The 25,132-nt window shown below is 43.0% G+C and carries 19 protein-coding genes and 2 tRNA genes; 12 read left to right on the top strand and 9 right to left on the bottom strand.

Features of this window, described 5'->3' with window-relative positions; translation table 11 throughout:
• Together glyS and glyQ are read right to left on the bottom strand one after the other, a co-directional pair.
• On the bottom strand, positions 1 to 2,070 hold the full coding sequence (gene glyS, locus F947_RS11930; protein ID WP_004976014.1) for a glycine--tRNA ligase subunit beta: 2,070 nt from the start codon (positions 2,068 to 2,070) through the stop codon (positions 1 to 3).
• On the bottom strand, positions 2,070 to 3,056 hold the full coding sequence (gene glyQ / locus F947_RS11935; protein WP_004976017.1) for a glycine--tRNA ligase subunit alpha: 987 nt from the start codon (positions 3,054 to 3,056) through the stop codon (positions 2,070 to 2,072). The genes glyS and glyQ overlap by 1 nt, the downstream gene beginning before the upstream one ends.
• 202 nt (positions 3,057 to 3,258) lie before the next feature.
• On the opposite strand from glyQ, the gene F947_RS11940 reads away from it, so the two are divergent.
• Entirely contained in the window at positions 3,259 to 4,362 is a 1,104-nt protein-coding gene (locus F947_RS11940) for an HPP family protein (protein WP_004976020.1), read from the top strand.
• A gap of 226 nt (positions 4,363 to 4,588) precedes the next feature.
• Here F947_RS11940 and F947_RS11945 read toward each other — a convergent pair whose 3' ends face one another.
• A complete protein-coding gene (locus tag F947_RS11945; protein WP_004976022.1) occupies positions 4,589 to 4,855 on the bottom strand; it encodes a PspC domain-containing protein in 267 nt (88 codons plus the stop codon).
• A 318-nt stretch (positions 4,856 to 5,173) separates the two neighbouring features.
• On the opposite strand from F947_RS11945, the gene F947_RS11950 reads away from it, so the two are divergent.
• The gene (locus F947_RS11950) at positions 5,174 to 5,746 is read left to right on the top strand and encodes a hypothetical protein (protein ID WP_004976025.1); all 573 of its coding nucleotides are present in this window, start codon (positions 5,174 to 5,176) and stop codon (positions 5,744 to 5,746) included.
• 261 nt (positions 5,747 to 6,007) lie between these two features.
• On the opposite strand, the gene F947_RS11955 is transcribed toward F947_RS11950, so the two are convergent.
• From F947_RS11955 to F947_RS11970, 4 genes are all read right to left on the bottom strand, one after another.
• Positions 6,008 to 6,083, bottom strand: a tRNA-Lys gene (locus tag F947_RS11955).
• A 21-nt stretch (positions 6,084 to 6,104) separates the two neighbouring features.
• Positions 6,105 to 6,180 (bottom strand) — tRNA-Lys (locus F947_RS11960).
• A gap of 194 nt (positions 6,181 to 6,374) precedes the next feature.
• Positions 6,375 to 8,216, bottom strand: coding sequence for a long-chain-acyl-CoA synthetase (locus tag F947_RS11965; RefSeq protein ID WP_004976028.1), 1,842 nt, complete (start codon positions 8,214 to 8,216; stop codon positions 6,375 to 6,377).
• A 258-nt stretch (positions 8,217 to 8,474) separates the two neighbouring features.
• Entirely contained in the window at positions 8,475 to 11,909 is a 3,435-nt protein-coding gene (locus F947_RS11970; RefSeq protein WP_004976030.1) for an Rne/Rng family ribonuclease, read from the bottom strand.
• A 761-nt stretch (positions 11,910 to 12,670) separates the two neighbouring features.
• Between F947_RS11970 and F947_RS11975 the strand changes: the two genes are divergently transcribed.
• The 7 genes from F947_RS11975 to F947_RS12005 all read left to right on the top strand — a co-directional run bounded on the left by F947_RS11975 (position 12,671) and on the right by F947_RS12005 (position 20,664).
• Complete coding sequence (locus tag F947_RS11975; RefSeq protein ID WP_004976032.1) at positions 12,671 to 13,633, top strand: RluA family pseudouridine synthase; 963 nt, start codon at positions 12,671 to 12,673, stop codon at positions 13,631 to 13,633.
• A gap of 353 nt (positions 13,634 to 13,986) precedes the next feature.
• Positions 13,987 to 14,655: an HAD-IA family hydrolase gene (locus F947_RS11980; protein ID WP_004976034.1), complete on the top strand. Its 669-nt coding sequence runs from the start codon at positions 13,987 to 13,989 to the stop codon at positions 14,653 to 14,655.
• A 429-nt stretch (positions 14,656 to 15,084) separates the two neighbouring features.
• Entirely contained in the window at positions 15,085 to 15,882 is a 798-nt protein-coding gene (locus F947_RS11985; protein ID WP_004976036.1) for a 2-keto-4-pentenoate hydratase, read from the top strand.
• Between the two features lie 25 nt (positions 15,883 to 15,907).
• Positions 15,908 to 16,804, top strand: coding sequence for an acetaldehyde dehydrogenase (acetylating) (locus F947_RS11990; RefSeq protein ID WP_004976037.1), 897 nt, complete (start codon positions 15,908 to 15,910; stop codon positions 16,802 to 16,804).
• An 11-nt stretch (positions 16,805 to 16,815) separates the two neighbouring features.
• Positions 16,816 to 17,835: a 4-hydroxy-2-oxovalerate aldolase gene (dmpG, locus tag F947_RS11995; RefSeq protein ID WP_004976038.1), complete on the top strand. Its 1,020-nt coding sequence runs from the start codon at positions 16,816 to 16,818 to the stop codon at positions 17,833 to 17,835.
• 426 nt (positions 17,836 to 18,261) lie between these two features.
• Positions 18,262 to 19,527, top strand: coding sequence for an OprD family outer membrane porin (locus tag F947_RS12000; protein ID WP_004976040.1), 1,266 nt, complete (start codon positions 18,262 to 18,264; stop codon positions 19,525 to 19,527).
• 276 nt (positions 19,528 to 19,803) lie between these two features.
• Positions 19,804 to 20,664, top strand: a complete 861-nt coding sequence (locus F947_RS12005; RefSeq protein ID WP_004976044.1) for an alpha/beta fold hydrolase — start codon at positions 19,804 to 19,806, stop codon at positions 20,662 to 20,664.
• A gap of 65 nt (positions 20,665 to 20,729) precedes the next feature.
• On the opposite strand, the gene F947_RS12010 is transcribed toward F947_RS12005, so the two are convergent.
• Both F947_RS12010 and hcaR read right to left on the bottom strand, forming a co-directional pair.
• Complete coding sequence (locus tag F947_RS12010) at positions 20,730 to 21,407, bottom strand: DUF1345 domain-containing protein (RefSeq protein WP_004976048.1); 678 nt, start codon at positions 21,405 to 21,407, stop codon at positions 20,730 to 20,732.
• A gap of 330 nt (positions 21,408 to 21,737) precedes the next feature.
• Positions 21,738 to 22,640, bottom strand: coding sequence for a DNA-binding transcriptional regulator HcaR (gene hcaR, locus F947_RS12015; protein ID WP_004976051.1), 903 nt, complete (start codon positions 22,638 to 22,640; stop codon positions 21,738 to 21,740).
• 281 nt (positions 22,641 to 22,921) lie between these two features.
• On the opposite strand from hcaR, the gene hcaE reads away from it, so the two are divergent.
• Genes hcaE through hcaC form a run of 3 tightly spaced genes read left to right on the top strand, consistent with a single transcriptional unit; the run spans position 22,922 to position 25,130 of the window.
• The gene (gene hcaE, locus F947_RS12020) at positions 22,922 to 24,289 is read left to right on the top strand and encodes a 3-phenylpropionate/cinnamic acid dioxygenase subunit alpha (protein ID WP_004976053.1); all 1,368 of its coding nucleotides are present in this window, start codon (positions 22,922 to 22,924) and stop codon (positions 24,287 to 24,289) included.
• On the top strand, positions 24,286 to 24,804 hold the full coding sequence (hcaF, locus tag F947_RS12025) for a 3-phenylpropionate/cinnamic acid dioxygenase subunit beta (RefSeq protein WP_004976055.1): 519 nt from the start codon (positions 24,286 to 24,288) through the stop codon (positions 24,802 to 24,804). The genes hcaE and hcaF overlap by 4 nt, the downstream gene beginning before the upstream one ends.
• Positions 24,804 to 25,130 (top strand): 3-phenylpropionate/cinnamic acid dioxygenase ferredoxin subunit, encoded by a 327-nt coding sequence (gene hcaC / locus F947_RS12030; RefSeq protein ID WP_004976057.1) that lies wholly within the window; start codon positions 24,804 to 24,806, stop codon positions 25,128 to 25,130. Before hcaF ends, hcaC begins: the two co-directional genes overlap by 1 nt.
• Positions 25,131 to 25,132: the final 2 nt, after the last annotated feature.

Consider the following 25,132-nt stretch of genomic DNA (forward strand, 5'->3'; position numbering starts at 1 on the left):
TTAATGCTGCAATACACTTACATCCGCAACACGTGTAAACAAATCACGTAACTGCGCAAGTAAACGTAAGCGGTTGGCTTTCAACTCTGCATCATCTGCCATCACCATGACACTGTCAAAGAAAGCATCAATAGGCGCACGCAATGCAGCCAATTGAGAGAGTGCGGCGGTGTAGTCTTTTGCTGCCAATAATGGCTCCACCACAGGTGTGATTTTCGCAAGTTCCGCGAATAATGCTTTTTCTGCATCTTCCACCAAGTTAGCTTCAATGACGCTTCCTTCAGGTGCGGTTTCTTTGGCTAAAATGTTGGCAACACGCTTGTTTGCAGCAGCCAATGCAGCCGCTTCAGGCAAGGCACGGAAGTGATTTACCGCATTCACACGTTTATCAAAATCTAGTGGAGATTTTGGTGATAAAGCTTGAACGGCTTGAATCACATCTACTGCAACGCCTTGGTCTTCGTATTTCGCACGGTAACGACCTTCAAGGAATGCAACAGCATCTGCCAAAGTCTTGTCGTGGTCTTTCAATACATCGCCATAAGCAGCCAAGGCTAGCTTAATCAAGTCTTCGATAGATACGTCTAAACCATTTTCAGTCACTAGACGCAGGATACCAATGGCAGAACGACGTAGCGCAAATGGGTCTTTAGAACCTGTAGGTGCCTGACCAATACCGAAAATACCAGTTAAAGTATCTAGACGATCCGCAAGGGCAATCGTTGTACCCGTTTTGGTTTTAGGCAGAACGTCACCCGCGAATTTAGGTAAATATTGCTCACCTAAAGATTCAGCCACTTCATCATTTTCACCTTCAAGACGTGCGTAGTAAGTACCCGCGATGCCTTGAAGTTCTGGGAATTCACCTACTAACTCAGAAGTTAAGTCGCATTTTGCAAGCAGGGCAGCTTTTTCAGCATCTTCAGCTTTTGCACCCGTAATCGGAGCAAGTGCGACAGCCAGTTTAGCAATACGTTCAGACTTGTTCCACAAAGTACCCAGTTGTGCCTGGAATACCATGTTGGCCAGTTTCTCTTTACGAGAAGCTAATGGCTGTTTCTGGTCTTGCAGGAAGAAGAACTCAGCATCTGACAGACGTGGACGAACCACTTTCTCATTACCTTCAATAATTTGAGTCGGATCTTTAGACTCAATGTTTGAAACGGTAATGAAGTAAGGCTGTAATTTGTTTTCAGCATTCACCAGACAGAAATACTTCTGGTTATCCTGCATGGTAGTGATCAGGGCTTCTTGAGGAACGGCAAGGAAGCGTTCTTCAAAGCTGGCACGTAGTGCAACAGGCCATTCAACCAATGCAGTCACTTCATCACGTAGGTCGCTAGGCACAATTGCAATCGCATTCACTTCATCCGCTAATGCTTTTACTTGCTGATCAATGATCGCTTGACGCTCTTCAAACGACGCAATGACTTTAGCCGCACGTAACGCATCTAAATAGTCATTGGCGTGTTGTAGTCTGATTGCTTCAGGGGCATGGAAGCGGTGACCATAAGTGACATTAGCTGCCTGATGGTCTTGAATCGTTGCTTCAATTACTTGATGATCTTTAAGTAAAACGACCCATTTAACTGGACGCACAAATTCAGTACGGCTCGCAGCAGAGCGCATGCGTTTTGCAATTGGCAGGTTGTCCAACGCAGTTTGTAGAATTTGTGGCAATAATGCATCAAGGCTTTGACCTTTCACATCTTTTAGGTAGCAGACTTTTTCAACTTTACCTGCTTGGAAAGTAGAAACCTGATCAACCGTAATACCTTGACCGCGCATAAAGCCTTCAAGCGCTTTGGTCGGTTTGCCTTCGGCATCATAAGCGGCTTGAACAGCAGGTCCATCAAAACGTTTTTGGGTGTCTGCTTGCGCACCATCTACATTGACAATTTTAAGTGCCAAGCGACGTGGTGCTGCATAGGCTTCAATTGCATCAAAAGCCAAGCCTGCATCTTTCAAACCTTTTTCAGTTTCTGCAAGTAAGGCATCGCGTAAGGTTTTTAAGCTTTTCGGTGGGAGTTCTTCGCAACCGAGTTCAAATAAAACTGTATGTTTAGACATTATTTGCTTTCCTCAGTATTTTGCGCTTTGGCTTCCGCTTCAACCTGTGCTTTTAACTGCGCCAAGACTTCATCACGTAAATGTGGTTCAGCCATTGGGAAACCTAATTTTGCACGTGCAGCCACATAACTTTGTGCAATAGAACGTGCCAAAGTACGAACACGTAAAATATAACGCTGACGTTCAGTCACAGAAATTGCACCGCGCGCATCCAACAGGTTAAAGCAGTGAGATGCTTTAATCACTTGCTCATAAGCAGGTAATGGTAATTCTGCTGCAATTAAACGGCTCGCTTCTACTTCATAGAAGTCAAACAGTTCAAACATTTTTTCTACAGGTGCGTATTCAAAGTTATAGGTCGATTGTTCAACTTCGTTTTGATGGAACACATCGCCATACGTCACAGTACCAAACTGTCCTTTAGTCCAAACCAAGTCGTAAACTGAGTCTACACCTTGCAGGTACATTGCCAAACGCTCAAGACCATAAGTGATTTCGCCTGTTACAGGGTAGCATTCAACTCCACCCACTTGCTGGAAGTAAGTGAATTGCGTCACTTCCATACCGTTTAACCATACTTCCCAACCTAGGCCCCACGCGCCAAGTGTTGGAGATTCCCAGTTATCTTCCACAAAGCGAATGTCATGCACCAATGGGTCAATTCCAATCGCTTTTAAAGAATCTAAATACAACTGCTGGATGTTGTCTGGGTTTGGTTTCAGCACCACCTGAAATTGATAGTAGTGTTGTAAGCGGTTCGGGTTTTCGCCATAACGACCATCTTTAGGACGACGAGATGGTTGTACATACGCCGCGTTCCATGTTTCTGGACCTAAAGCACGTAGGAAAGTGGCAGTGTGGAATGTCCCTGCACCCATTTCCATATCGTAAGGTTGTAAAACGACGCAGCCCTGCTCCGCCCAGTAGTTTTGTAAGGCAAGAATTAAGCCTTGAAAGGTATCAATATGCGATATGGCGCGACTCATGGTCATCCACTTAAAATTAGAGAAAAATTGTGCTCAATTATAAGGATTTTGCGGGGTGCTGGCAAAGGTTAAAGCACAACTAGCGGTTGGTTGTTTGGGGTTTTACAAATTCACTGATAAATGAAAGATATAAAACAAATACATCATTACTAAATGATTGCCTTATAATCTTGTCCAATTGTCACCACTGGATTGCCTGCCCGTGTTTCATTCACAACTTGATTGGCTGAATACGCTGAAACCCAATTTTAAAGTATTGCCGTTAAAAGAACGCCTACTTTGTGGTTTGGGCGCATTATTGGGTTTGGCATTATCTTCCCTGATCAGTTGGTGGGTGTTGGGCGATATTAACGCATGGTATATCGCGCCAATGGGTGCATCTTCGGTATTGTTGTTTGCTGTGCCTGCCAGTCCTTTGGCGCAGCCGTGGAATATTGTAGTTGGGAACAGTATTGCAGCAATTATGGGCGTGAGCTGTGCTTTATATATTCCAAATTTAACCGAAGCCTTTAGTGTGGCTGTGGCTTTATCTATTTTCTTGATGATGACCACCGATTCGCTGCATCCACCGAGTGGAGCAGTGGCCATTACCGCAGTGCTTGGCGGAGATGCCGTGCGTGAGCTGGGTTATCACTTCATCTTTTATCCTGTGCTGCTTAATTCAGTTTTGCTGATGATGATTGCAATCGTATTTAACCGCATGATTGGCAAGCCTTATCCTCAAACGCCACAGTTGAATCAACGTACCCAAGACCCAACGCCTACTCAAAAAGCCACTATTCAGCCGCAAGATATTCAAGATGTTTTAGATGCACAAACCCAGTTGCTAGATATTAGTGAATATGACTTACAAAAAATCATTTTAGAAGCGCAGCACAAAGCCAGTGAACGACAAACTCAAGCACTGACTTGTGCAGATATTATGAGTAAAGATGTAGTCAGTTTGCACCAAGATGATGATATTCACAGTGCTTTAGAAAAATTCAAACACATGAATTTAATGAGTTTACCTGTCATTGATACTGAACAACATTTGGTCGGAACTTTGGCGCTGTATGAAGTGGTGGAATGGTTTAAACACGCAACAGATTTTCCGTATAGCTGGAAACATCAGGTGAAACATATCATGTTGCGCCAAGTGGTCACGGTGCAACCGCAACAAAGTATTCAAGACCTTGTGCCGTACTTTGTCGAGCGTTCTTTTAACTATATTCCTGTGGTAGAACAGCAGCGTTTGGTCGGGATTATTAGCCGTGCCGACATGATTGCCGTCTTGAATCAACAGCTTGCTGTAAAGACGAATTGATTGACTTGTATTGTCGATGAGTATTCAACACGACTCAATCCTGAAATGCTGTGACTTTTAAAATATATTGCAGGTTGAAAGGCAAAAAAAAGCTACGATGCTTGGGGGAGCAATCGTAGCGAAAAAGAAAAAAACTGTGTAAATAAGGGATATCTAAGAGTGAATCAGCGAACGATTAAAACCTATAAATCTTACATGTGGTCAGTCTTTCAAATTTCAATACCGTTTATCGGTCTTGATCAGGATTGACTGTGCGCACAGGTCTTGTGTAGCCCTGAGTATAGTTTGCTGTATTCGACTGGTTTTGTTTAGGAATCACCAACCACAACACCAAATACACCAAAATGCCAGGAAAGGCAGCGCTCATCACGGAAACAATCACAAAAATTAAGCGCAGTAAATTTGCGTTCCAACCAAAACGTTCAGCAATACCACCCATAACCCCAGCAATCATATTTGAGCGGTTTGAGCGATATAAACCAACATTGGCCATCTAATTCTCCTTAAGAGATCTAAAATTCAAAATAAATACAGGCTGATGTTTAGCTTCACAGCACATCATCTATATATAAAATAAAAATGGTGATGCACTTGGGTTTTTAAAGGGCGGTAAGCAAGGCAATTAGTAAAGTTATGTAACATTTGGTGTTGCTTAAACCAGCATCCACCTAAAATATCCTAAAGAAGCGATGGGCAGAGTAAGCGCTTGACCACAAAGGATTGAGGAAAAGCATGGCTTACATCGAGCTGCCTATTCAGTGGTTTGAATAGGACTGAGTATTCAGTCTGGTCACTCTATATGAGGGATAGTGTGTCAGCTAAATCAAATATTTGCGCAGTTTCAATATGGAGTGCAGTGGCATTGCTTGGATGCGATGATTCACAACTTGAGCAAGCTGCCGTGCAAAAATATACAGAACAGGCAGAAACCAAAAGACTGACTGAGGTGGCAGGGCAGGCAACCGCACCCATACAAACGGCTGCAACGGAACATCATATTCCAGAGAATCTTCTGACTTATGTGGGGCGCTATACCGTTCAGATTAGCTGTGAAGATAAGTTTGTTATGTGCGAAAGCGGAAAAGTCGATTATATTCTGACCTTATTGCCTGATGGGACAGCGCATCGTATTTTTGTCAATGCGGGGCAAATCAGTTACGACAATAAAAAAAAATACCGCAAAGATTTATGGTTCTATGATGAAGACGCGCATCAAATTGTGGTGGCACGCGCCTCTGGGGTGAACTTTTACTATAATGTTGATCAAGACCATAATTTAATTATGGATAAAAAAAAAATTGCGATTGCAACAGAAAATAATCGTGAATACTTTAAAAGCAATCCCTTACCTTCGCAAAACTATCATTTAATCAGAGCAAGTTAATTATTCGCTCATTCAATTCTTAGCCCATTCGTGAAAAACTTTTGGGCTTTTGTTTTTTTACATCAAGTTTTTATTTGGGATGTGTAAAGTATGATTTATCAATGATGGCACATCGTCTACAACTGAATTGAGCAAGGTGTAGTGGATAAAAGTGTTAGTCAAACAGGGCAGAATACGGGAATTCTATAGTAAATTACGAAACTGCACGATCCACAGAACAGTGCTGTGATGACTGGTAATTTAAAGATTTTTTAGAAGGAATGGTGGGTCGTCCGCGATTCGAACGCGGGACCAACGGATTAAAAGTCCGCTGCTCTACCGACTGAGCTAACGACCCATCTAAGGTTGATCAAGGAAATGGTGGGTCGTCCGCGATTCGAACGCGGGACCAACGGATTAAAAGTCCGCTGCTCTACCGACTGAGCTAACGACCCTGAACCAGCAATCAAGCAGGCTTGATTGTGAAGTGCAAGAAAAACCAGAGGGTTTTAAGCACCACTTCGTTTGATGGAGCGTATTGTAGCAAGATATGAAGCGAGCGCAAGTAAAAAATAAAAAAGTTGCCTATGTTTGATTATAAATGCAACAAATTTGTCGTATCTAATCAAAAAATAGGCAACATAGTGGCCTAGAAGCGATATTGATACTGTTGAATATTGTCGTAAATTTCTTGGGTCAGCTCGCAATAAGCAGATTGGTTTGGCAATAACACCAGAATTTTTTCATCACACTGTTTTAAATCAAAACCTTGAGTTTTCAGGGTGTTCTTCTGATATTTAAATGTACCTGTGGTTTGCATTTGCTTTTGAATGCGTAAAAAAACGGGTACTGCATAAGCGGGCATTGCTTTTTTAAACTCCACCAGCATTTGACGCAAGTCTTGTTCATCTAACTGGCAGCCTTCGTTTAAGGTAATCGCAGCCATACCTGCACGACCATTGGTATGTGGGATTTCAACGCCATACACGACAGCTTCAGCAATTTTTTCATAGTCACTGACAATGTTTTCTACTTCTGTGGTGGATACGTTCTCACCTTTCCAGCGGAAGGTATCACCTAAACGATCAACAAACTGGGCGTGACGGAAGCCAATGTCGCGGACTAAATCGCCCGTGTTAAAATAGGCATCGCCTTGTTTAAACACGTTTTGCATCATCACCGCCTTGTTTTTTTCAGGGTCGGTGTAGCCATCAAACGGTGAGCGACGGGTGATTTTTCCAATCAATAAGCCGACTTCGCCTTTTTTGACTTTCATGCATTTGCCTTTGGCATCGCGTACGGGTTCATTTTTTTCTTTATCAAACTGAATGACCGCATAAGGTGTCGGTGAAAAACCAACCGTGTTGTCAAAGTTAAACACATTGCTAAAGCCGACGTTGCCTTCGCTAGACGCATACAGTTCCAGAATTTCCTGAACACCAAAGCGTGTTTTGAATTTGCTCCAAATATTAGGACGCATGCCATTGCCAATCATTTTGGTCACACGATGCCCACGCTCTAAATCAGAAGCAGGCGCATCCATTAAATAACGGCACAATTCGCCCACATAGCCAATCGCAGAGGCATTGAATTTGTGTACATCTTGCCAGAAGCATGAAGTGGAGTATTTTCTACGGATGGCAAAGGTGGCACTGCCTGCAATTACGCCACACCAGCACACCACAATGCCTGTGGCGTGGTACAGCGGCAGAGTGCAGTACATCACATCATCCTGATTTAAACCCAAGACATGACCATAGGTACCATAAGCCAACGTCCAACGGCTATTGGTGAAAATCACCGCTTTAGGTAAGCCTGTTGTACCTGAGGTATAGATATAAAACAGCCCATCTTTGCCCTGTACTGACTGTGTGGTGGCAGGGTTAAAGCTTGGGAATGATGCAATGCATTGCGCTAAATTTTGAAAACCTTCAGGGGCAGTGCCAGCATCGGTACGGGTATTTTGATCTGCAAACCAATACAGTCGATTTTCTGTAAGCTCAAGTTCTTGGCGAATATCGGCAACGGCTTGACGACATTCTTCCCCCACAATCACGGCAATTGGTTTGACTAAATTGATGCTGTGCGCCAAAACTTTGGCAACTTGTGCGGTATTGACCAAAGCCACGGTAACGCCAATTTTTGCTAAGCCAATGACACTGGCAATTAATTCAGGGCGATTTTCCAACATCACCGCAATGACATCACCTTTGCGTGCGCCAATGCTTAAATAGTAATGTGCAATTTGGTTAGCCCATGCGTTGAGCTGCAAATAGCTGTACTGCTGATCTTCAAACATCAAGGCACAACCATGCGGGTTACGATGCACGGCTTTTTCAAACGCAAGACCTAAGCCTGCAGGCGTATTGGGTGTGCGTAAATAGGCTTGCTTTAACCCTGTGATCAGGTGGGGCACTTTAGTCATAAACTGCGGAATTTTTGCCGCAACATCCGTTAAGCCAATTAAATCGCTTTTTGTCATCTGGTACATAAGAATCCTGTTTTTGTCATCATCCGTTGCATCTGCAAAGCATCGCGTCTTATTGTTTTGTAATCCCTTAGTCCTAGTGCAATCAACCTAATTTTTAGCTTTGACTGATGTTTTTATAAAAGCTGTTAAAAATCAAAAACACCTAACACCAAATTAACTTGCTTAAATTTAAGTCACCACTGCATTTGCTCTAAAGTAGCAAAAAAAATCCAGTCATTAAAATGACTGGATTTTTTTATTCCGCTGCAAAAGTGCGAATTACGACTCAGTTGGCGGAGTTACTTTTTTAGGTGGACGGCCACGTGGACGACGCGGACGCGCAGTTTTCTCTTTCTCTGCTTTGTCCTGTTCAGATTCAGCAGTTTCGACTGGGTCATCTACTGCTAATTCCGCTTGTACAGGTGCGACCACTTCAACGGCAGTTTCTTCTTGCGCTGCTGCAGTTTCAGTGACAGTTTGTGCAAGGTCGTCTTGCGCGTTCAACTCTGGCTGAGTAGCTTCAGTTGTAGCCTCTACTTCAGGGTTTACTTCTGTAGTTGCTTCGACTTCTGTGCTTAGCGCTACAGACGTTTCTGCAGTAGAGTTTGCTTCTACAGATGCGTCGGTAGTTGCCACAACGTCAGTCGTTGGCTCTGCTGCAGGTGTGCTTTCCGCTTCAGCTTTTTCTACTGCCTGTGCTTGCTTGGCTTGTTCCAATGCTTGCTCAGCAGCTTGTTTGGCTAAACGACGACGCTCACGCGGATCGTTGGCAACACGCTTATCTGACACTGGTTTTGGTGGTGTTAGGTCTAACACAGGTGCAGGCTCAGCTTCAGGAGCAGCTTTGGCAACTTCCACATCACGAGTGACAGGTTTTTTCTCTGCCACAGGCGCAGTGCTAACAAGGCTTGCAGCATACTCGTCAGTGAACTTCTGCAAAGCACGATTGAACGTTGGAATTAAACCAAACTGTTCAATCAGAACTGAACAATCTTCGCCATATACGTGGCGAATCAGGCTACCAATGCTGTATTGCGCTAAAGTTGGCACCTGTGAAGGTGTTAACTTTGGTGCAGTTACTTGCTGCGCTTGACCTTCACGTTGCTGACGACGACGCTGACGCGGATCGTTGCTGGCACGTTTTGCAGGCGCAGTCGGTTGTGCTTGTACTTCCGCAGGTGCAGCTGTTTCTTCTGCAACAACTGGAGCAGCTTCTACCGCAGCAACAGCTTGAGTCGGTTCAGCAACCGTTTCAAGCAGAGTTGCTTCTACTGCTGTCACTGGTTCAGCCGCTACTGGCGCAGCATTCAATGCCACAATTTCAGTTTGAGCTTGATCGACATTCACCACCAAAGCCGTTGTATTGAACTCTTGACGCGGTGCGTCAATTAACTCCACTTTCGGATGATTAGAAGCCACTGCCGTAGTCGTTGCTTGCTCATTCAATACGCTTGGGTCGCGGTGACGATTTGGGCGTTCTGGACGAGGTTGGTTGCGACGGTCACGACGTGGCACGGCATTTTGCTGCTGCTCATTGTTGTTTTGAGCTTCTTGCTGCTGCGGTGCTTGGTCATTGTTGTGCTGACGACGAGAGTTGCGTTTGTTTTCACGCGCTTCTTGACGTTGCTCCTGACGCGACATTTGAACCACTTCTTCATGCACTTGATGTTGTTGATTATCGTGCTGAGTTTGCGGCTCACGTTGCTCTTTGTGCTTGTTATTGTTGTTGCTGTGACGCGGCTTTTTGTTGTTGTGACGAGGAGCCGGTTTGTCTTCACGTTCAGCAGATTTCTCTGCAGAGTCACGTTCAGTTTTTTGTGCCACTGTCGATGGTGCAAGGTATACATTTTGACTGCTTGCAGCAGGGGCAGCAGATGCAGTTGCAATTTGACCAAACTGACCACGGCTCACAGCACCGCTATTCACCATTTGCTCGATGGCTGCTGCTGCATTGTTGGCACTACGTGCTTGATCAATGGTGCTGGCTTGCTTTTGAACAAACAGGTTTTCTAACCAGGCACATGGGCTTGCAGTAGTTGTTGCTGCCGCAGGTGCAGGCTGCTGTTGTGCAGATGCTTTATTTTGCTGTGCTGCTTGTGGTTTTCTTGCAGAGGTTTTTTCAGCCGCAGGTGCAGCAGCGTGGCTGTGCGATTGATCTGCTTCTTCTAAATGCCATTCAGAAGATTCATAACCCAACTCTTTTTCGCTTGAACGGGTTGCTTCAGTACGTTCATAGCTGGTTGGTGCAAAACCTTCAGGATTATACGAAATTTCGTAATGTGGGGTTTCTAAGTGTGGGTGAGGTAATACAGTCACACGCACATTTGAAGTTTGCTCAAGGTAAACCAGACTGTGACGCTTTTCATTCAGTAAGAATGCTGCAATTTCAACAGGTACTTCGACTTGAACTTCACCATGACGTTCACGCAGGGCAATTTCTTCCACTTTACGCATAATAGAAAGTGAAAGAGAGCGTAGGTCACGTACCATGCCTGTGCCATGACAGCGTGGGCAAACGTAGCCAGTCGCTTCTTCAAGTGATGGACGTAAGCGCTGACGGCTCATTTCCATTAAACCAAAACGTGATAATTGACCAAATTGAATACGTGCGCGGTCACTTTGTGTTGCTTCACGAAGTTTGGCTTCAACCATACGTTGGTTGCGGTCTTTGGTCATGTCGATAAAGTCGATGACCACCAAACCACCGATGTCGCGTAAACGCAATTGACGCGCAATTTCTTCGGCAGCTTCAAGGTTGGTATTAAGCGCAGTATCTTCAACATCTTGACCACGGGTAGACTTAGCCGAGTTGATGTCAATTGAAACTAATGCTTCAGTTTGGTCAATGACAATTGAGCCGCCTGAAGGCAATTTAACTTCACGCTCATAAGCTGTTTGAATTTGGCTTTCGATACCAAAATGCGCGAATAGCGGCTCATTTAAAGTATAGGTTTTTAGCTTGTCTAACTGACGTGGCATCACGGCTTTTACGAAGTTATAGGCTTCGTTATAAGCTTGTTCTGAGTCAATTAAAATTTCGGCAACATCATCACGTAAGTAGTCACGAATCGCACGTGTCACCACACCTGCTTCTTGGTGTACCAACATTGGCGATGGGCCAGAGCTTGCGGTGTTTTGAATTTGCGCCCAAAGGTCAAGCAAGTGTTGTAAATCAAGCTGTAATTCTTCTTGTGAACGACCAATGCCCGCAGTACGTACAATCACGCTCATGCCGCGTGGCACGTTTAAAGATGCCAACATTTCTTTGAGTTCTTCACGCACAGAACCTGAAATTTGACGACTGATACCGCCACCTTTCGGGTTATTTGGCATAAGCACTAAATAACGACCAGCCAAAGAAATGAAGGTAGAGAGCGCAGCACCTTTGTTGCCACGTTCTTCTTTTTCTACCTGTACCAAAAGCTCAGTGCCTTCAGTGATCAGTTCACGAATATTAGAAGTTTGGCGAGGGTCGGCTTTGTAATAAGAGTTTGCGATTTCACGCATCGACAGGAAGCCTTGGCGACCTGCACCGTATTCAACAAATACGGCTTCTAAAGAAGGTTCTACACGGGTCACATGACCTTTGTAGATATTCGATTTTTTTTGTTCACGGGTACGATTTTCTAAATCGAAATCGTAAAGACGCTGACCAGTGACAAGTGCAACGCGAATTTCTTCGGCATGTGTTGCATTAATCAACATACGTTTCATGGGTGTAACACCTAATAGTGATACACAGCAAAAAATCGCTAGACACGTAGCGAACATCAAGCATCACGGATCAACTGCTCAGATCTCAAAAAAACCAATTGTGGTCTGAGCTTTTTTACCGGCCTTTTTGTGTGGGGCTGCGGTGTATGATTCACGTATTGATGATGGCAATACGGCTTTAACCTTTAAACGGATAAAGTCACCTGATCGCTTCACTGGCGGACGAGCGGTGTATTGGATGTGTGTAACTTTCACTGTCACATTGCTCGAAGATCATCTCTTCTTTCATAGATAGAGTGTCTTGATACGGAATTATCGTCGTATCTTTACAAATTGTGCAGATCCAATACATCAAACGCTTTAGCCTGAAGTGGTTTTCAGGGTGCGACTAATCTGATGTGTATCAGTTTACGTTTAAAAACCAACTAGAGTTGGCGACATATTTTTTCAGGCAAACTGATTTATGTACCTGAGGTACAATTAAACGCAACAGTTTGCTTTTTTGCCGATATAATAAGCCTTCGGCGTCGGCATAATTCTTTTGGGACCTGCTCGTATGTAGTGGGATGTTGGTTGATTGCTCTATTTCAGAAAAACCTGAAAAGATTCAACGTGAACCCACTGACGATGGTTTCCGTGCGCTGACTATATCAAACCTTGCATCATCTGCCTATGGGCTAAGCTTATGTTTCTTGTGTAAAGCATAGCCTAAATGATCAGTTTTTAATCAATTTTAGTATTTTATTAGGTCTCTTAACTGTATGAATTCTACCCAACAATGGCAAAGTGTCACTTGGTTTGAAGTGGATGAGCATCAAGCGGGTCAACGCATCGATAATTTTTTGTTTAGTCGTTTAAAAGGGGTGCCTAAAAGTCGCATCTATCGTTTGATTCGTGAAGGGCAGGTGCGGGTCAATAAAAAGCGCATTAAAGCAGAAACCAAACTGAATATTGGCGATCAAATTCGTGTGGCGCCGATTCGCTATGAACAAAAAGACGACAGTGCTGCTCCAATTTCAGACAAGGTGGCACAGGGTTTATTGAGCCGTGTGATTTATGAAGATGAAGGCTTGATGGTGGTGAATAAACCTTCGGGCATTGCAGTCCATGGCGGCAGTGGCGTTGCATACGGGTTGATTGAAGGCTTACGTGCTGCGACAGGTAAAAAATATTTGGAATTGATTCACCGTATTGACCGTGATACTTCAGGCTTGGTGATGATTTCCAAAAAACGCAGTACCTTAAAAACCCTGCAAGATTTATTGCGCGAACATAAAATCCAAAAAACTTATGCTGCCATTGTCAAAGGGCAGGTGAGTTTGGATAAACAATTGATTGATGCGCCGTTACATCGTTATGAATTGGCGAATGGCGAACGTCGTGTACGTGTATCTAAAGAAGGTAAAGAGTCTAAAACCCAGTGGAATGTGGCTGAGCGTTTTATGCATGCAAGCTTGGTATATGCTTCGCCATTGTCTGGACGTACCCATCAAATTCGTGTGCATGGTTTAAGTATTGGGCATCCGCTAGTAGGTGATGATAAATATGGTCATCAAACTGAATATCGGGGTCCTGCGCCACGTCGTTTGTGCTTACATGCCATGCGTTTGGAAATTCCAGGCTATCCTGTGATTGAAGCGCCTTTACCTGAAGATATGCAGAGTTTGGTGGCGCAGTTGAGAGCGCAAAAGGCGGATAAGCCGACGGCGCCACCTGAGTTTTAATTTTTGTAACTCTCTGTTGTGCGATAGCAGCTTGCTTCTTTTTAAAGATGAGGAACATTGTTTCGCAACAAGGAGATGAGGTTTTTAGGGGTAATTCACAGCCACATTTTATAGTTTTTAATTTAAATTTTTGGTGTATAGGCTATGCCTTACTTTTCAAAGATGAAAAGTAACAAAAAACTTTTGTTTCGCTGATGGAACATCTCTGTGCCACAGCGAAACGGCGACATCCATGTCGCCCTTCGCGTATCGAATATTTGTTGTGATATATGTGCTGATTCTTGGTCGTTTATCCTTTTGAGTTAAGGTAAAGCGAGGGAATTTAAAAGCCGAATCAAATTTAGGAATCTAATATGAACAAACCTGTAGAACTCATCATTTTTGATTGGGATGGCACCTTATTTAATTCCGTCGGTCAAATTGTGGCGAGTTTGCAGTTCGCAGCACAACAATTTCAGCAACCCCTGACCGATGCTGCGGCTAAAAGTATTATTGGTTTGGGTTTGCCTGAAGTGGCACAGCGTTTATTTCCTGAAGTGCCAGAGCTGCATCAAGCGATTTTGCAGTGCTATTCAGAACACTATGTCGAACACTCAAAAACCGATGCTTGGTTTGAGGGTGTGGCAGATATGCTCGATGAGTTGTCAGGTTTGGGACTGAAATTGGCAGTGGCAACAGGCAAAAGCCGTAAAGGTTTAGACCGAGTGTTGGCGCAAACCCAAAGTCAGGATTTGTTTGTGGCGACACGTGCTGCAAGTGAAACCAAATCTAAACCTGATCCTTTAATGTTGCAGGAAATTTTGAGCAGTACCGATGTGCAGGTCGAGCAAGCGATTATGGTGGGTGATACTTCTTACGATTTGGAAATGGCACAAAACATTGCCATGCCGCGTGTAGGCGTGAGTTATGGCGTGCATAGTGTAGAGGTGTTGCAGCGTTATCAGCCTTTAACCATTGCAGATGATGTGCCGAGTTTGCATGATTTTTTAGTGCAGCAATATCGTTTACGTCAGGCGAGTTAAACCCAGTAAAACAATTTAGATGAATTTGAAATTAGAGTAACTTGAAAAATTTCAGGTTGCTCTTTTTTTATGTACTTTTGGGAGCGTCATAAAAAGGCTTAGCTTTTAGTCTAAAGTTAGGATTAAGACATTTTAAGATTGCTGCGAATTGCCGAGTCAATGACTCGGAAAATAATGTCATAGCCTACAGACAACTGTTTTGCTTGCTTTTTATAAAAATAGATTAATAGCTAATAGCTATTGAAAAAAAGAAAATAAGTATTGGCATAAACCCGCCATTTTTCCGATTCTTAATCAGTTTACATACCTCTGAGCTGGATAGCTTGTCCTGAGAATGGACAAGATCGGGGTCATCATCCCTATTTTCTATTATTACCTTTCCAACATCTCGGGGTATATGCCCAATTTTTGCAGTTTAAGGAAACATTGATGTCGAATTCTGCTGTTGTTGAATCAGTTGCGCAAGCATTACGTACTGCCGAACTCTCTCAAACTGCGATTGCGCCAATCCGCCCAGAACTTGGTGGTGAAAGTGCTGACGTAGATATTGCCTATGCCGTTCAAGAAGTGAATACCGAACGTGCCTTAAAAGAAGGTCGTCGTTTGGTGGGGCGTAAAATTGGTTTGACCTCTAAAGTGGTTCAAGCACAACTGGGTGTAGATCAGCCTGACTTTGGCATGTTGTTTGCCGATATGGCTTATGGTGATGGTGAAGCGATTCCTGCAGGTTTGCTGATTCAGCCAAAAGTAGAAGCAGAAATTGCATTGGTGATTAACCAAGATCTAACCAAAGAAAAACACACGTATGCGGATATTATCAGCGCGACTGAATATGCCTTGCCTGCCATTGAAGTGGTCGATAGCCGTATTGAAAACTGGAAAATTAGTTTGATTGATACCGTGGCCGATAACGCATCTTCTGCTGCATTCGTTCTAGGTTCAAAACCAGTCAAGCTAGAAAATCTGGATTTGGTGAACTGCAAAATGGTGATGACCCGTGGTGAAGAAGTAGTTTCTCAAGGCGTGGGTAAAGCTTGTTTAGCAAATCCATTAAACGCTGCCGTGTGGTTAGCCGATGAAATGGTGCGCCGAGGTCGTCCATTGTTAAAAGGCGACATCATCTTAACTGGTGCTTTAGGTCCTATGGTTGTTGCACAGCCAGGTGAAGAATTTAAAGTCGAAATTGAAGGCTTTGGTTCAGTGACAGCTGCGTTTGCTGCGGAATAAATCGAGATTCTAAGAGAGTACATGCATGAAAAAGATTAAATGTGCAATGATTGGTCCAGGTAATATTGGTACAGATTTGCTTTATAAATTACAACGCAGTGAATGGTTAGAGCCTGTGTGGATGGTGGGAATTGACCCAACCTCTGAAGGTCTAGCTCGTGCGGCAAAAATGGGTTTAAAAACCACAAGTGACGGTGTAGATGGTCTTCTTCCTCACGTACTTGAAGATGACATTAAAATTGCTTTTGATGCAACTTCCGCTTATGTGCATGCAGAAAACAGTCGCAAACTGAATGAGCTTGGCGTGTTGATGATTGACTTAACGCCTGCGGCAATTGGCCCATTCTGCGTACCGCCAGTGAACCTTGAAGCATTGCTTGAAGCGGGCGAAGTGCCAAACGTCAACATGGTGACTTGTGGTGGTCAGGCAACAATTCCTATGGTGGCTGCAGTTTCTCGTGTTCAACCTGTGGAATACGGTGAAATTATTGCAACGGTATCGACTAAATCTGTGGGGCCGGGTACACGTAAAAACATTGATGAATTTACCCGTACAACTGCAGGCGCGATTGAAGAAGTTGGCGGTGCAAAACAAGGTAAAGCCATCATCATCATTAACCCAGCTGAGCCACCATTAATGATGCGTGATACCGTTCACTGCTTGGTGGAAGGTGAGCCAGATCAGGCAGCGATTACAGCATCTGTGCATGCCATGATCAAAGAAGTGCAAAAATATGTACCGGGTTACAAACTTGTAAACGGCCCTGTTTTTGATGGCAACCGTGTTTCAATTTTCTTGGAAGTTGAAGGTTTGGGTGATTACTTGCCTAAATATGCAGGTAATCTAGACATTATGACTGCAGCGGCTGCACGTACTGCAGAAATGTTTGCAGAACACGTTTTCAAAACTGCTGAAGCTTAAGGAATACCAAAATGTCTAAGATTATTATTAATGATATGACTTTACGTGATGGTATGCACCCAATGCGCCATCAAACCACGCCAGAGCAAATGGTTGCGATTGCCACTGCTTTGGATGATGCAGGTGTGCCTTTAATTGAAGTCACACACGGTGATGGCTTAGGTGGTAACTCTGTGAACTATGGTTTTGCAGCCGCTACTGATGAAGAATATCTGAAAGCAGTGATTCCAAACCTGAAACAGGCAAAAGTTTCTGCACTATTACTGCCAGGTATTGGAACAGTTGATCATCTGAAAATGGCGCATGATGTAGGCGTGGCAACCATTCGTGTGGCGACACATTCGACTGAAGCAGACGTTTCTGAACAGCACATTACTGCAGCACGTAAACTGGGTATGGATACTGTGGGCTTCTTGATGATGGCGCACATGGCTTCTCCTGAAAAATTGCTCGAAGAAGCACAAAAAATGGTGTCTTACGGTGCAAACTGTATCTATGTAACAGATTCTGCAGGCTATATGTTGCCTCAAGATGTGACTGATCGCGTAGGTATTTTACGTGCCAACCTCGGCTCAGACATCGAAATTGGTTTCCATGGTCACCATAACTTGGGCATGGGCGTTGCGAACTCTGTATCGGCTGTGACCGCAGGTGCAACCCGTGTTGACTTGGCTTCGGCTGGTTTAGGTGCAGGCGCAGGTAATACACCACTTGAATTGTTTGTAGCGGTCGCAAACCGTATGCAAATGGAAACAGGTGTGGACTTGTTTAAAGTGCAGGATATTGCTGAAGACTTGATCATTCCAATGATGACGCATCAAATTCGTGCAGACCGTGATGCAGCAACTTTAGGTTATGCAGGTGTTTACTCATCGTTCCTATTGTTCGCAAAACGTGCCGAAGCAAAATATGGAGTATCTGCGCGTGAAATTCTACTTGAGCTTGGTCGTCGCGGTACGGTGGGCGGTCAGGAAGATATGATTGAAGACTTGGCATTGACTATGTCTAAAGCACGTGAAATGCAAGCCTAAGTTTTTAATATAAAGCAGGCTTGAATTAAGCACTCCAAATGCGTTTGGGGTGCTTTTTTATGCTGTGAAAGATGTAAAACGTGCTGAATTTTGTGCTGATTAAAATGTTTTTCTTATAAGTTGGGTTTATAGAAAATAACGCTAACACATGGGTTTAAAGTTAAAAAAGATTAATCCTTCACATGATGCAAAAAATAACAGCGTTTTTCACCTAAATTAAGCAGTGAATTCAAATAAAAATTCATTTAGTGAGGATTTTGAGCTTAATTTTTTATCGTTAAAAAGAATTAAAAAACTTGGAAAAAAGCTGCTCGATACAGAAAGTGCTGAATTTGTAGAAAAGCTTAATACTGTGGTCGGATTTTTTTCATGACAAGAGTTTTGCATGATGCCCAGATTCGCTTATTGGATGAATAGGAAAAACGCATGCATCGTCACAATTTATGGATAGCACTTTTTGCTGCGACAGCAACTTTAGGGACAACTGCAACTCAGGCAGATTTTATTGACGACAGCAATGTTCAACTTAAATTTAAGAATTTTTATTTAGATCGTCAAATTAAAGACAACCCTGCGGGTAATTGGGGTTCGTGGTCACAAGCTGTCACTTTAGATGCTAAATCAGGTTATCACGATTTAGGTGGAATTAAGGTTGGAGCCGATCTTCTTGTTCAGCATGCAGTGAAACTCAAAGGGCGCGATAAAAACCCAGACTGGGTGTTGCCACATAACGGTAAAGAATCAAAAGATCACTTTGGGAAAGTGGGAGCAACGCTCAAAGCGAAAGTATCTGAAACTGAGCTTAAAGTGGGGGAGTTGTTACCTGTATCTCCAGTTTTGGTCTTTGATCCATCACGTCAATTGCTGACCACTTATAGTGGTGCATGGTTAGAATCTAAAGATATTCAGAATACTAAACTATCCGTTGCTTATATTGATAAAATTAACAACCGTTATGACAATCAGTTCCGTGATCTGACTTTATTCGCACCAGGTAAAACCTTGCCAGATGCTTCAAAAGGACATTTTGATCTTGGTCCAACTTCTGATGGTATGTGGATTGCGGGAGTAGATCACCAATTCACAAAAGAGTTGGGTGCAAGTTATTGGTATGCAGATGTGCAAGATATTTACCAACAACATTATGTAGGTTTGAGTTATAACCGCCAATTGGCTGAAAAGACCAAACTCACTAGCCATGTACGCTACTTTGATAACGCCGAATCGGGTGATCAATTATATGGTGAAATTGATAACCAAGCACTTTCGGTAGGTGCAAAGGTGAATTATGGTGCGCATACTTTTGGTGTTGGCTATCAGCAAATGTTTGGCGAAACCAACTTTCCAACATTGGGTGGTTGGGTGCCACAGCCTTATTTAGTGAACTGGGGTGTTGCAACCTTTACCAACCCTGATGAAAAATCATGGGGCTTCACTTATGGCTATGATTTTGCTGAATTGGGTGCAAAAGGCTTAAACGCAACAGCTGTGTATATGTTAGGTAAAGATGCAACGTATGGTGTGAAAAAAGACCAAGACTCAAAAGAGTTGAACTTGATTGTCAATTACACCGTACCAGAAGGTAAATTGAAAGGTTTAGGTGTTCAGGCAATGTATATTGATGCAGATTTTGATTACAAATCTGATTTACAAGAGTACCGTGTAGCCACCACTTACACCTATAAATTTTAAAATTTGAAAAAAAGAGCGACTTTATATAGTCGCTCTTTTTTTAATATTTACTGAATAAATACCTTATATAAATTAAGACTTTTATTTTATTAAAGTTATAAAATTCAAAGAGTTGTTTAATCGTTTTTTTATGGGTTGTGATCGTAAATTTGTATCAGTTGATGCTGTGTGAACAGGTAATATAAGCCTGTAAAAAGTAATGTTGAATGAGTCCACTTGACGTCAAATTCTATACCTAGAGCCAAACGCAAGCTAAAGACTGTACGAGGAGTATATATGAGCACTGTTCAAATCCCTGACTATACAACAGATCCATTCTTTGGCTTAGAAGATAAATGGATTGAAACAGCAGAAGGCGAATTAACGCATTATCACGAAGTGGGTGAAGGTACACCTATTCTATTTTTACACGGTTCAGGTACAGGCGTATCGGCTGCTGCAAACTGGTGGTTAAACTTGCCACAAATTGGTGAGCAAGCACGTTGTATCGCCATTGATACCATTGGCTATGGTCAAACTGTGGTTGCACCAGGAACACAATATGGCATCCGTGCATGGGTCGATCATGCTGTGCGTACTTTAGATGCCTTAGGCATTGAAAAAACTTGGTTGGTGGGTAACTCGTTGGGTGGCTGGTTGGCATTCCAGTTGGCATTGGATTACCCAGAGCGTGTTCTTGGTATTATCTCAATGGGTACAGGCGGTGCAAAACAGACTGCAGCCCTCAAAGCGCATGCAAATCCTGTATTGACTGAAGAAGGCATTAAAAAGACGCTTTCAATGTTCGTGGTAAATAAAGACTTGATTACAGATGAGTTGGTCAAAGTCCGTTTTGCTTCTGCAAAAAATGACTATGCTTCAGACCGTTTAATGGATGTTGTGGGCGCGCGTGACCGTGACCGTTTCGAGTTCCCACTCGACTTTGACAAAATGAAAGACATCACTGTGCCTGTATTGCTGATTCACGGTACACAAGATGTGGTGATTCCAGTATCGCGTACATGGGATATTTTAAATATTGTGCCACATGCCGATGCACACATTTTCAGCCAATGTGGTCACTGGTCACAGGTTGAAAAAGCGGAAGAATTTAACACTGTGATTAAAAACTACTTAACTGCACGTGGCGTAAATTAAGCGCAGTGAGGTAAAAAAGGATGGCAATTTGCCATCCTTTTTTATGGATGTTTTATGTACCCAATTTAGTGCTGAATAAAGCTCGCGACCAAGTTAATGCAAATTGCCAAAATAGTGGTATTAAAGCTATAAGCCAAAATAATATGTAGCGTGTTCAGTACCCGCATGGGTTGTGAGCTAATCGAGACATCGGCGGTTTGTGCAGATGTACCAATCACATAGCTGAAATATAAAAAGTCAGGATAGGTTGGATGCGACGTCTTGGGAAAATCCAAACCACCTTCTTGCTGCTGTTGCAGTGCCAAATAATAGTCATGCGCATAGTGAATCGCAAAAATGGTGTGCATAAAAAACCAAGCACATAAAATAGTGGTAATGGATAAAATAAAATGTCCCATGCGCACAAACTCACTTTGTGCAAATAAATTCACCTCGACAATGATCGCAATAAAGCACATCACTAAGGTTAGAAATACCAAGAATAAAATCAGCCATTTGCTGGCATCTTGTTGTTGGGCACGTTGTAAAATATGTGCATGATCGCTGTGCCACAAACTGCGCATGGTTAAAACCAAATAGCAGGAAATCGCGATATTCCAGCTAATCAATAAACAGCTTGACCATGACCATGCAGTGAGGGTCTGAAAAACAGCATACAGCACAATGGTAATCACAAAACTGATAAAAAAATAAGGACGATATTGAATCCCTGTTTTCATTCTGCTGAAGGGTGTTTTTATCATTCTTGATCCTTTCTGGATGTGCAATCTAAAGGTGTTACTGCCTGTTATCATCGGCTTAATTTTAGAAAATAGCGATGGGGTGCCTATTTTAACTTATTAGACTTAAGTTGTAATTTGCAGGAAATGTGGTAGCGAAGCGAGGAAAAAGCAGACTGCAAAAATGCGAATGTTTGAGTGTAAGAATGAGCAGTAGTTCAGAAAAAGATTAAAAAAATAAGTTTAGACTTAAGTCTAAAGCTTTGTTTTAGCATTTAGGATGCACAAAAAAGTGCTTACTACATCAAGCAGCAAGCACTTTTGAAAGGTTGAAAAACGCGAGTGGTTTTAGAATTATTGTTCGCGGTTGATGTCCAAATAGAACACACGTGTGAGCAGTTCCATAAATTTCTGTACCGCAGCGGAATGGCTGTTTTTGCCGTAGCTGACGTATAAATCTAAATGTGGAAGTTCTACATCAAGTGGACGGATGACGGTATTTTCCATGGTTAGCGGAGCAACATAGCCCGGTAAAATGGTGCAACCCAAGCCCATACCAATCGAGTTGATATTAAATAAAATGTTGTCAGCTTTTTGCACAATGTTTAGTTCAATGTTGTGCTGTTTGGCAAAATCGACAATCAGGTGATGCAGATTATACGAAGCTTCTGCCGAAGGAATAATAAAATCAATACCATTCAATGCTTTGACAGGAATGCGTTCGTATTTTGCTAACGGATGATCTTTGGGCAAAATAAAAATTAACGGTTCACGCAGTACAAACTGGCTCTCAATTTCATCACTGTTGATATTGTGGCGGGTAAAGGTGATATCGAGTTCACCTTTTTTAATCATTTTCATTTGCTCAGTGTTGTTCAAACTTAGCAATTCAATTTTTAATTCTGGGTTTTGTACTCGTAAATTAGGCAGTACAAAAGGGAAAATTTTCATTTCTGCCACAGGAACAAAGCCAATACGCAGCATTTTCTGTTTGGCTTGTGACACCTGACGTGCCATGGCAACCGCTTTGTCGGCTTGCGCCAAAGTCAGACGCGCCTGTTCTAAAAATACAGCACCTTCTTCGGTTAGCTCGACTTTACGTTTGGTACGGTTGAGTAGCTTAACGCCGACATCTTCTTCTAAATCTTTAATTTGCTGACTCAGCGAAGGTTGAGCCGTATAAAGTTTAAGTGCGGCTTTACTGAAGTTGAGTTCTTCAGCAACGGTAATGAAGTAGCGAAGGTGACGTAATTCCATACAACCATTCCAAAGATTAATTTAAAATATGTCTAATTATAGATTAATAAAAGAATGATCTATAAACAACTATTCGGTGAGAATTATTGTGTCATTCACGAAGTAAATAGGGTTTCATCATTATGCAACGATTTAAATGCAAAATATAATGTTGGATTAATCTATAAAAACTATTAATTGAAACAAAAAAAATATTTCACTAAACGTCCCTAAAAAACCATTATCCATCAAAAGTTGAGTCTATTTACTTTGTGCCGTTGTTGGTCACAGGAGAGCTTTTCATGAGTGGAAAAATTGATGTGCGCGAAATCGACGCTTTGGTCGATGCACAAAATGGACGTATCACTCCATCTATTTATACAGATCCAGATATCTACGAATTAGAACTTGAACGTGTGTTCGGCCGTACGTGGTTGTTCCTGTGTCATGAAAGCCAAATTCCTAAAGCTGGCGACTTCTTCAACACCTACATGGGTGAAGATCCAATTATTGTGGCACGTCAAAAAGACGGTTCAATCAAAGCATTTTTAAACCAGTGCCGTCACCGTTCTATGCGTGTGAGCTTTGCAGACTGTGGTAATACCCGTGCATTTACTTGCCCATATCACGGTTGGTCTTACGGTATTGATGGTTCACTCAAAGATATTCCTTTAGAAGAACGTGCGTATCCACAAGGTGCTTGTAAAGAGCAATGGGGCTTGGTGGAAGTGAACCGCGTGAAGTCTTACAAAGGCTTGATCTTTGGTTGCTGGGATGAAACCACTCCAGACCTAGAAGAATATATGGGCGACATCGCTTGGTACTTAGATGGCGTGATTGACCGTCGTCCGGGTGGTACTGAAATTATTGGTGGCGTACACAAGTGGGAAATTGACTGTAACTGGAAATTTGCTGCAGAACAGTTTGCTTCTGACCAATATCACGCTTTGTTCTCACACGCCTCTGCGATTCAGGTACTTGGTGCAAAACCAGATGATGACAGCAGCAAACAATTAGGTGCAGCGCAAACAGCTCGTCCTGTTTGGGAAACTGCCAAAGATGCGATTCAGTATGGTTCACGTGGTCACGGTTCAGGTTTCTTCTTTACAGAAAAACCAGATGCAAACGTATGGGTTGACGGTGAAGTTGCCAACTATTTCCGTGAAACTTACGAAGAAGTGAAAGAGCGTTTAGGCGAAGTACGTGCCTTACGTCTTGCAGGTCACAACACCATGTTCCCAACACTGTCTTGGCTGAACGGTACTGCAACACTGCGCGTATGGCATCCACGTGGGCCAAACAAAACTGAAGTATGGGCATTCTGTATTGCCGATGCTGAAGCACCTCAAGACGTGAAAGAAGCATTTGAGCGTTCTGCAACACGTGCTTTCGGTCCTGCAGGTTTCTTAGAGCAAGATGACTCTGAGAACTGGATTGAAATTCAAAAAGTATTGCGCGGCTATAAAGCACGTCAAAACAAGCTCATTGTAGAAATGGGTAAAGGCAACGAAAAAGTACGTGAAGATGGTATTCCAGGAATCACCAACTACATTTTCTCTGAAACTGCAGCACGTGGTATGTACCGCCGTTGGGCAGACTTGCTGATCCATGAAAAATGGGAAGACGTTGAAAAAGCAGCTGACGAATACGAGAAGGAGCTAATGAAATGAGTCAAATCAGTTTAGAACTTCAACATGAAGTGAGCCAATTCTTGTATCGCGAAGCAAAATTGCTGGACGACTGGAAATTCCGTGAGTGGTTAGACCTCATGGCAGAAGACATTTCTTATACCTTGCGTACTACACCAAATGCACAAACTCGTGACCGTCGTCGCTCAGTTGAACCGCCAACAACGTGGGTGTTCAACGACAACAAACACTTGCTTGAGCGCCGTGTTGCACGTCTGGAAACTGGTATGGCGTGGGCTGAAGAACCTCCGTCACGTACAACGCACATGGTCAGCAACGTGATTGTTGAAGCGACAGAGGTAGCAGGCGAATACGACGTACACGTGACTTACTTGTTGTACCGTACTCAAAAAGAGAAAGACGTGACCATTTACTGTGGTAAGCGCCATGACAAAATCCGTCGTGTTGAAGGTGGCTTAGGCTTCCAGATCTTCAACCGTAAGATTGTGCTTGACCAAGTAACCTATAACTCACACAACCTGAGTGTATTCTTCTAATGAATAAAATCTTTGTTTGCCAAGTTGACGAATTAGACGAAGGCGAAGCGTTAAAAGTGGACTGCGGTGTGAACGGTATCGAGGCACTGGCAGTATTCAACAACGGTGGTGAGTTCTTTGCCATGAATGACCGTTGTTCACACGGCAATGCCTCAATGTCTGAAGGTTATCTTGAAGATGATGGCACAGTTGAATGCCCACTGCATTCTGCACGTTTCTGTTTAAAGACTGGTCAAGCATTATGCTTGCCAGCCACCGACCCGATTCAAACTTTCCCTGTGGTGGTTGAAGACGGCGCGTTATATGTAGAAATGGCAGGAGAGTAAGC

It is taken from the genome of Acinetobacter towneri DSM 14962 = CIP 107472, from assembly GCF_000368785.1.
GTDB lineage: Bacteria > Pseudomonadota > Gammaproteobacteria > Pseudomonadales > Moraxellaceae > Acinetobacter > Acinetobacter towneri.

Bases quoted from the DNA above. Each gene is read 5' to 3' on its own strand.
- glyS (WP_004976014.1), bottom strand. From the start codon at position 2,070: ATGTCTAAACATACAGTTTTATTTGAACTCGGTTGCGAAGAACTCCCA.
- glyQ (WP_004976017.1), bottom strand. From the start codon at position 3,056: ATGAGTCGCGCCATATCGCATATTGATACCTTTCAAGGCTTAATTCTT.
- F947_RS11945 (WP_004976022.1), bottom strand. From the start codon at position 4,855: ATGGCCAATGTTGGTTTATATCGCTCAAACCGCTCAAATATGATTGCT.
- F947_RS11965 (WP_004976028.1), bottom strand. From the start codon at position 8,216: ATGTACCAGATGACAAAAAGCGATTTAATTGGCTTAACGGATGTTGCG.
- F947_RS11970 (WP_004976030.1), bottom strand. From the start codon at position 11,909: ATGAAACGTATGTTGATTAATGCAACACATGCCGAAGAAATTCGCGTT.
- F947_RS11975 (WP_004976032.1), top strand. From the start codon at position 12,671: ATGAATTCTACCCAACAATGGCAAAGTGTCACTTGGTTTGAAGTGGAT.
- F947_RS11980 (WP_004976034.1), top strand. From the start codon at position 13,987: ATGAACAAACCTGTAGAACTCATCATTTTTGATTGGGATGGCACCTTA.
- F947_RS11985 (WP_004976036.1), top strand. From the start codon at position 15,085: ATGTCGAATTCTGCTGTTGTTGAATCAGTTGCGCAAGCATTACGTACT.
- F947_RS11990 (WP_004976037.1), top strand. From the start codon at position 15,908: ATGAAAAAGATTAAATGTGCAATGATTGGTCCAGGTAATATTGGTACA.
- dmpG (WP_004976038.1), top strand. From the start codon at position 16,816: ATGTCTAAGATTATTATTAATGATATGACTTTACGTGATGGTATGCAC.
- F947_RS12000 (WP_004976040.1), top strand. From the start codon at position 18,262: ATGCATCGTCACAATTTATGGATAGCACTTTTTGCTGCGACAGCAACT.
- F947_RS12005 (WP_004976044.1), top strand. From the start codon at position 19,804: ATGAGCACTGTTCAAATCCCTGACTATACAACAGATCCATTCTTTGGC.
- F947_RS12010 (WP_004976048.1), bottom strand. From the start codon at position 21,407: ATGATAAAAACACCCTTCAGCAGAATGAAAACAGGGATTCAATATCGT.
- hcaR (WP_004976051.1), bottom strand. From the start codon at position 22,640: ATGGAATTACGTCACCTTCGCTACTTCATTACCGTTGCTGAAGAACTC.
- hcaE (WP_004976053.1), top strand. From the start codon at position 22,922: ATGAGTGGAAAAATTGATGTGCGCGAAATCGACGCTTTGGTCGATGCA.
- hcaF (WP_004976055.1), top strand. From the start codon at position 24,286: ATGAGTCAAATCAGTTTAGAACTTCAACATGAAGTGAGCCAATTCTTG.
- hcaC (WP_004976057.1), top strand. From the start codon at position 24,804: ATGAATAAAATCTTTGTTTGCCAAGTTGACGAATTAGACGAAGGCGAA.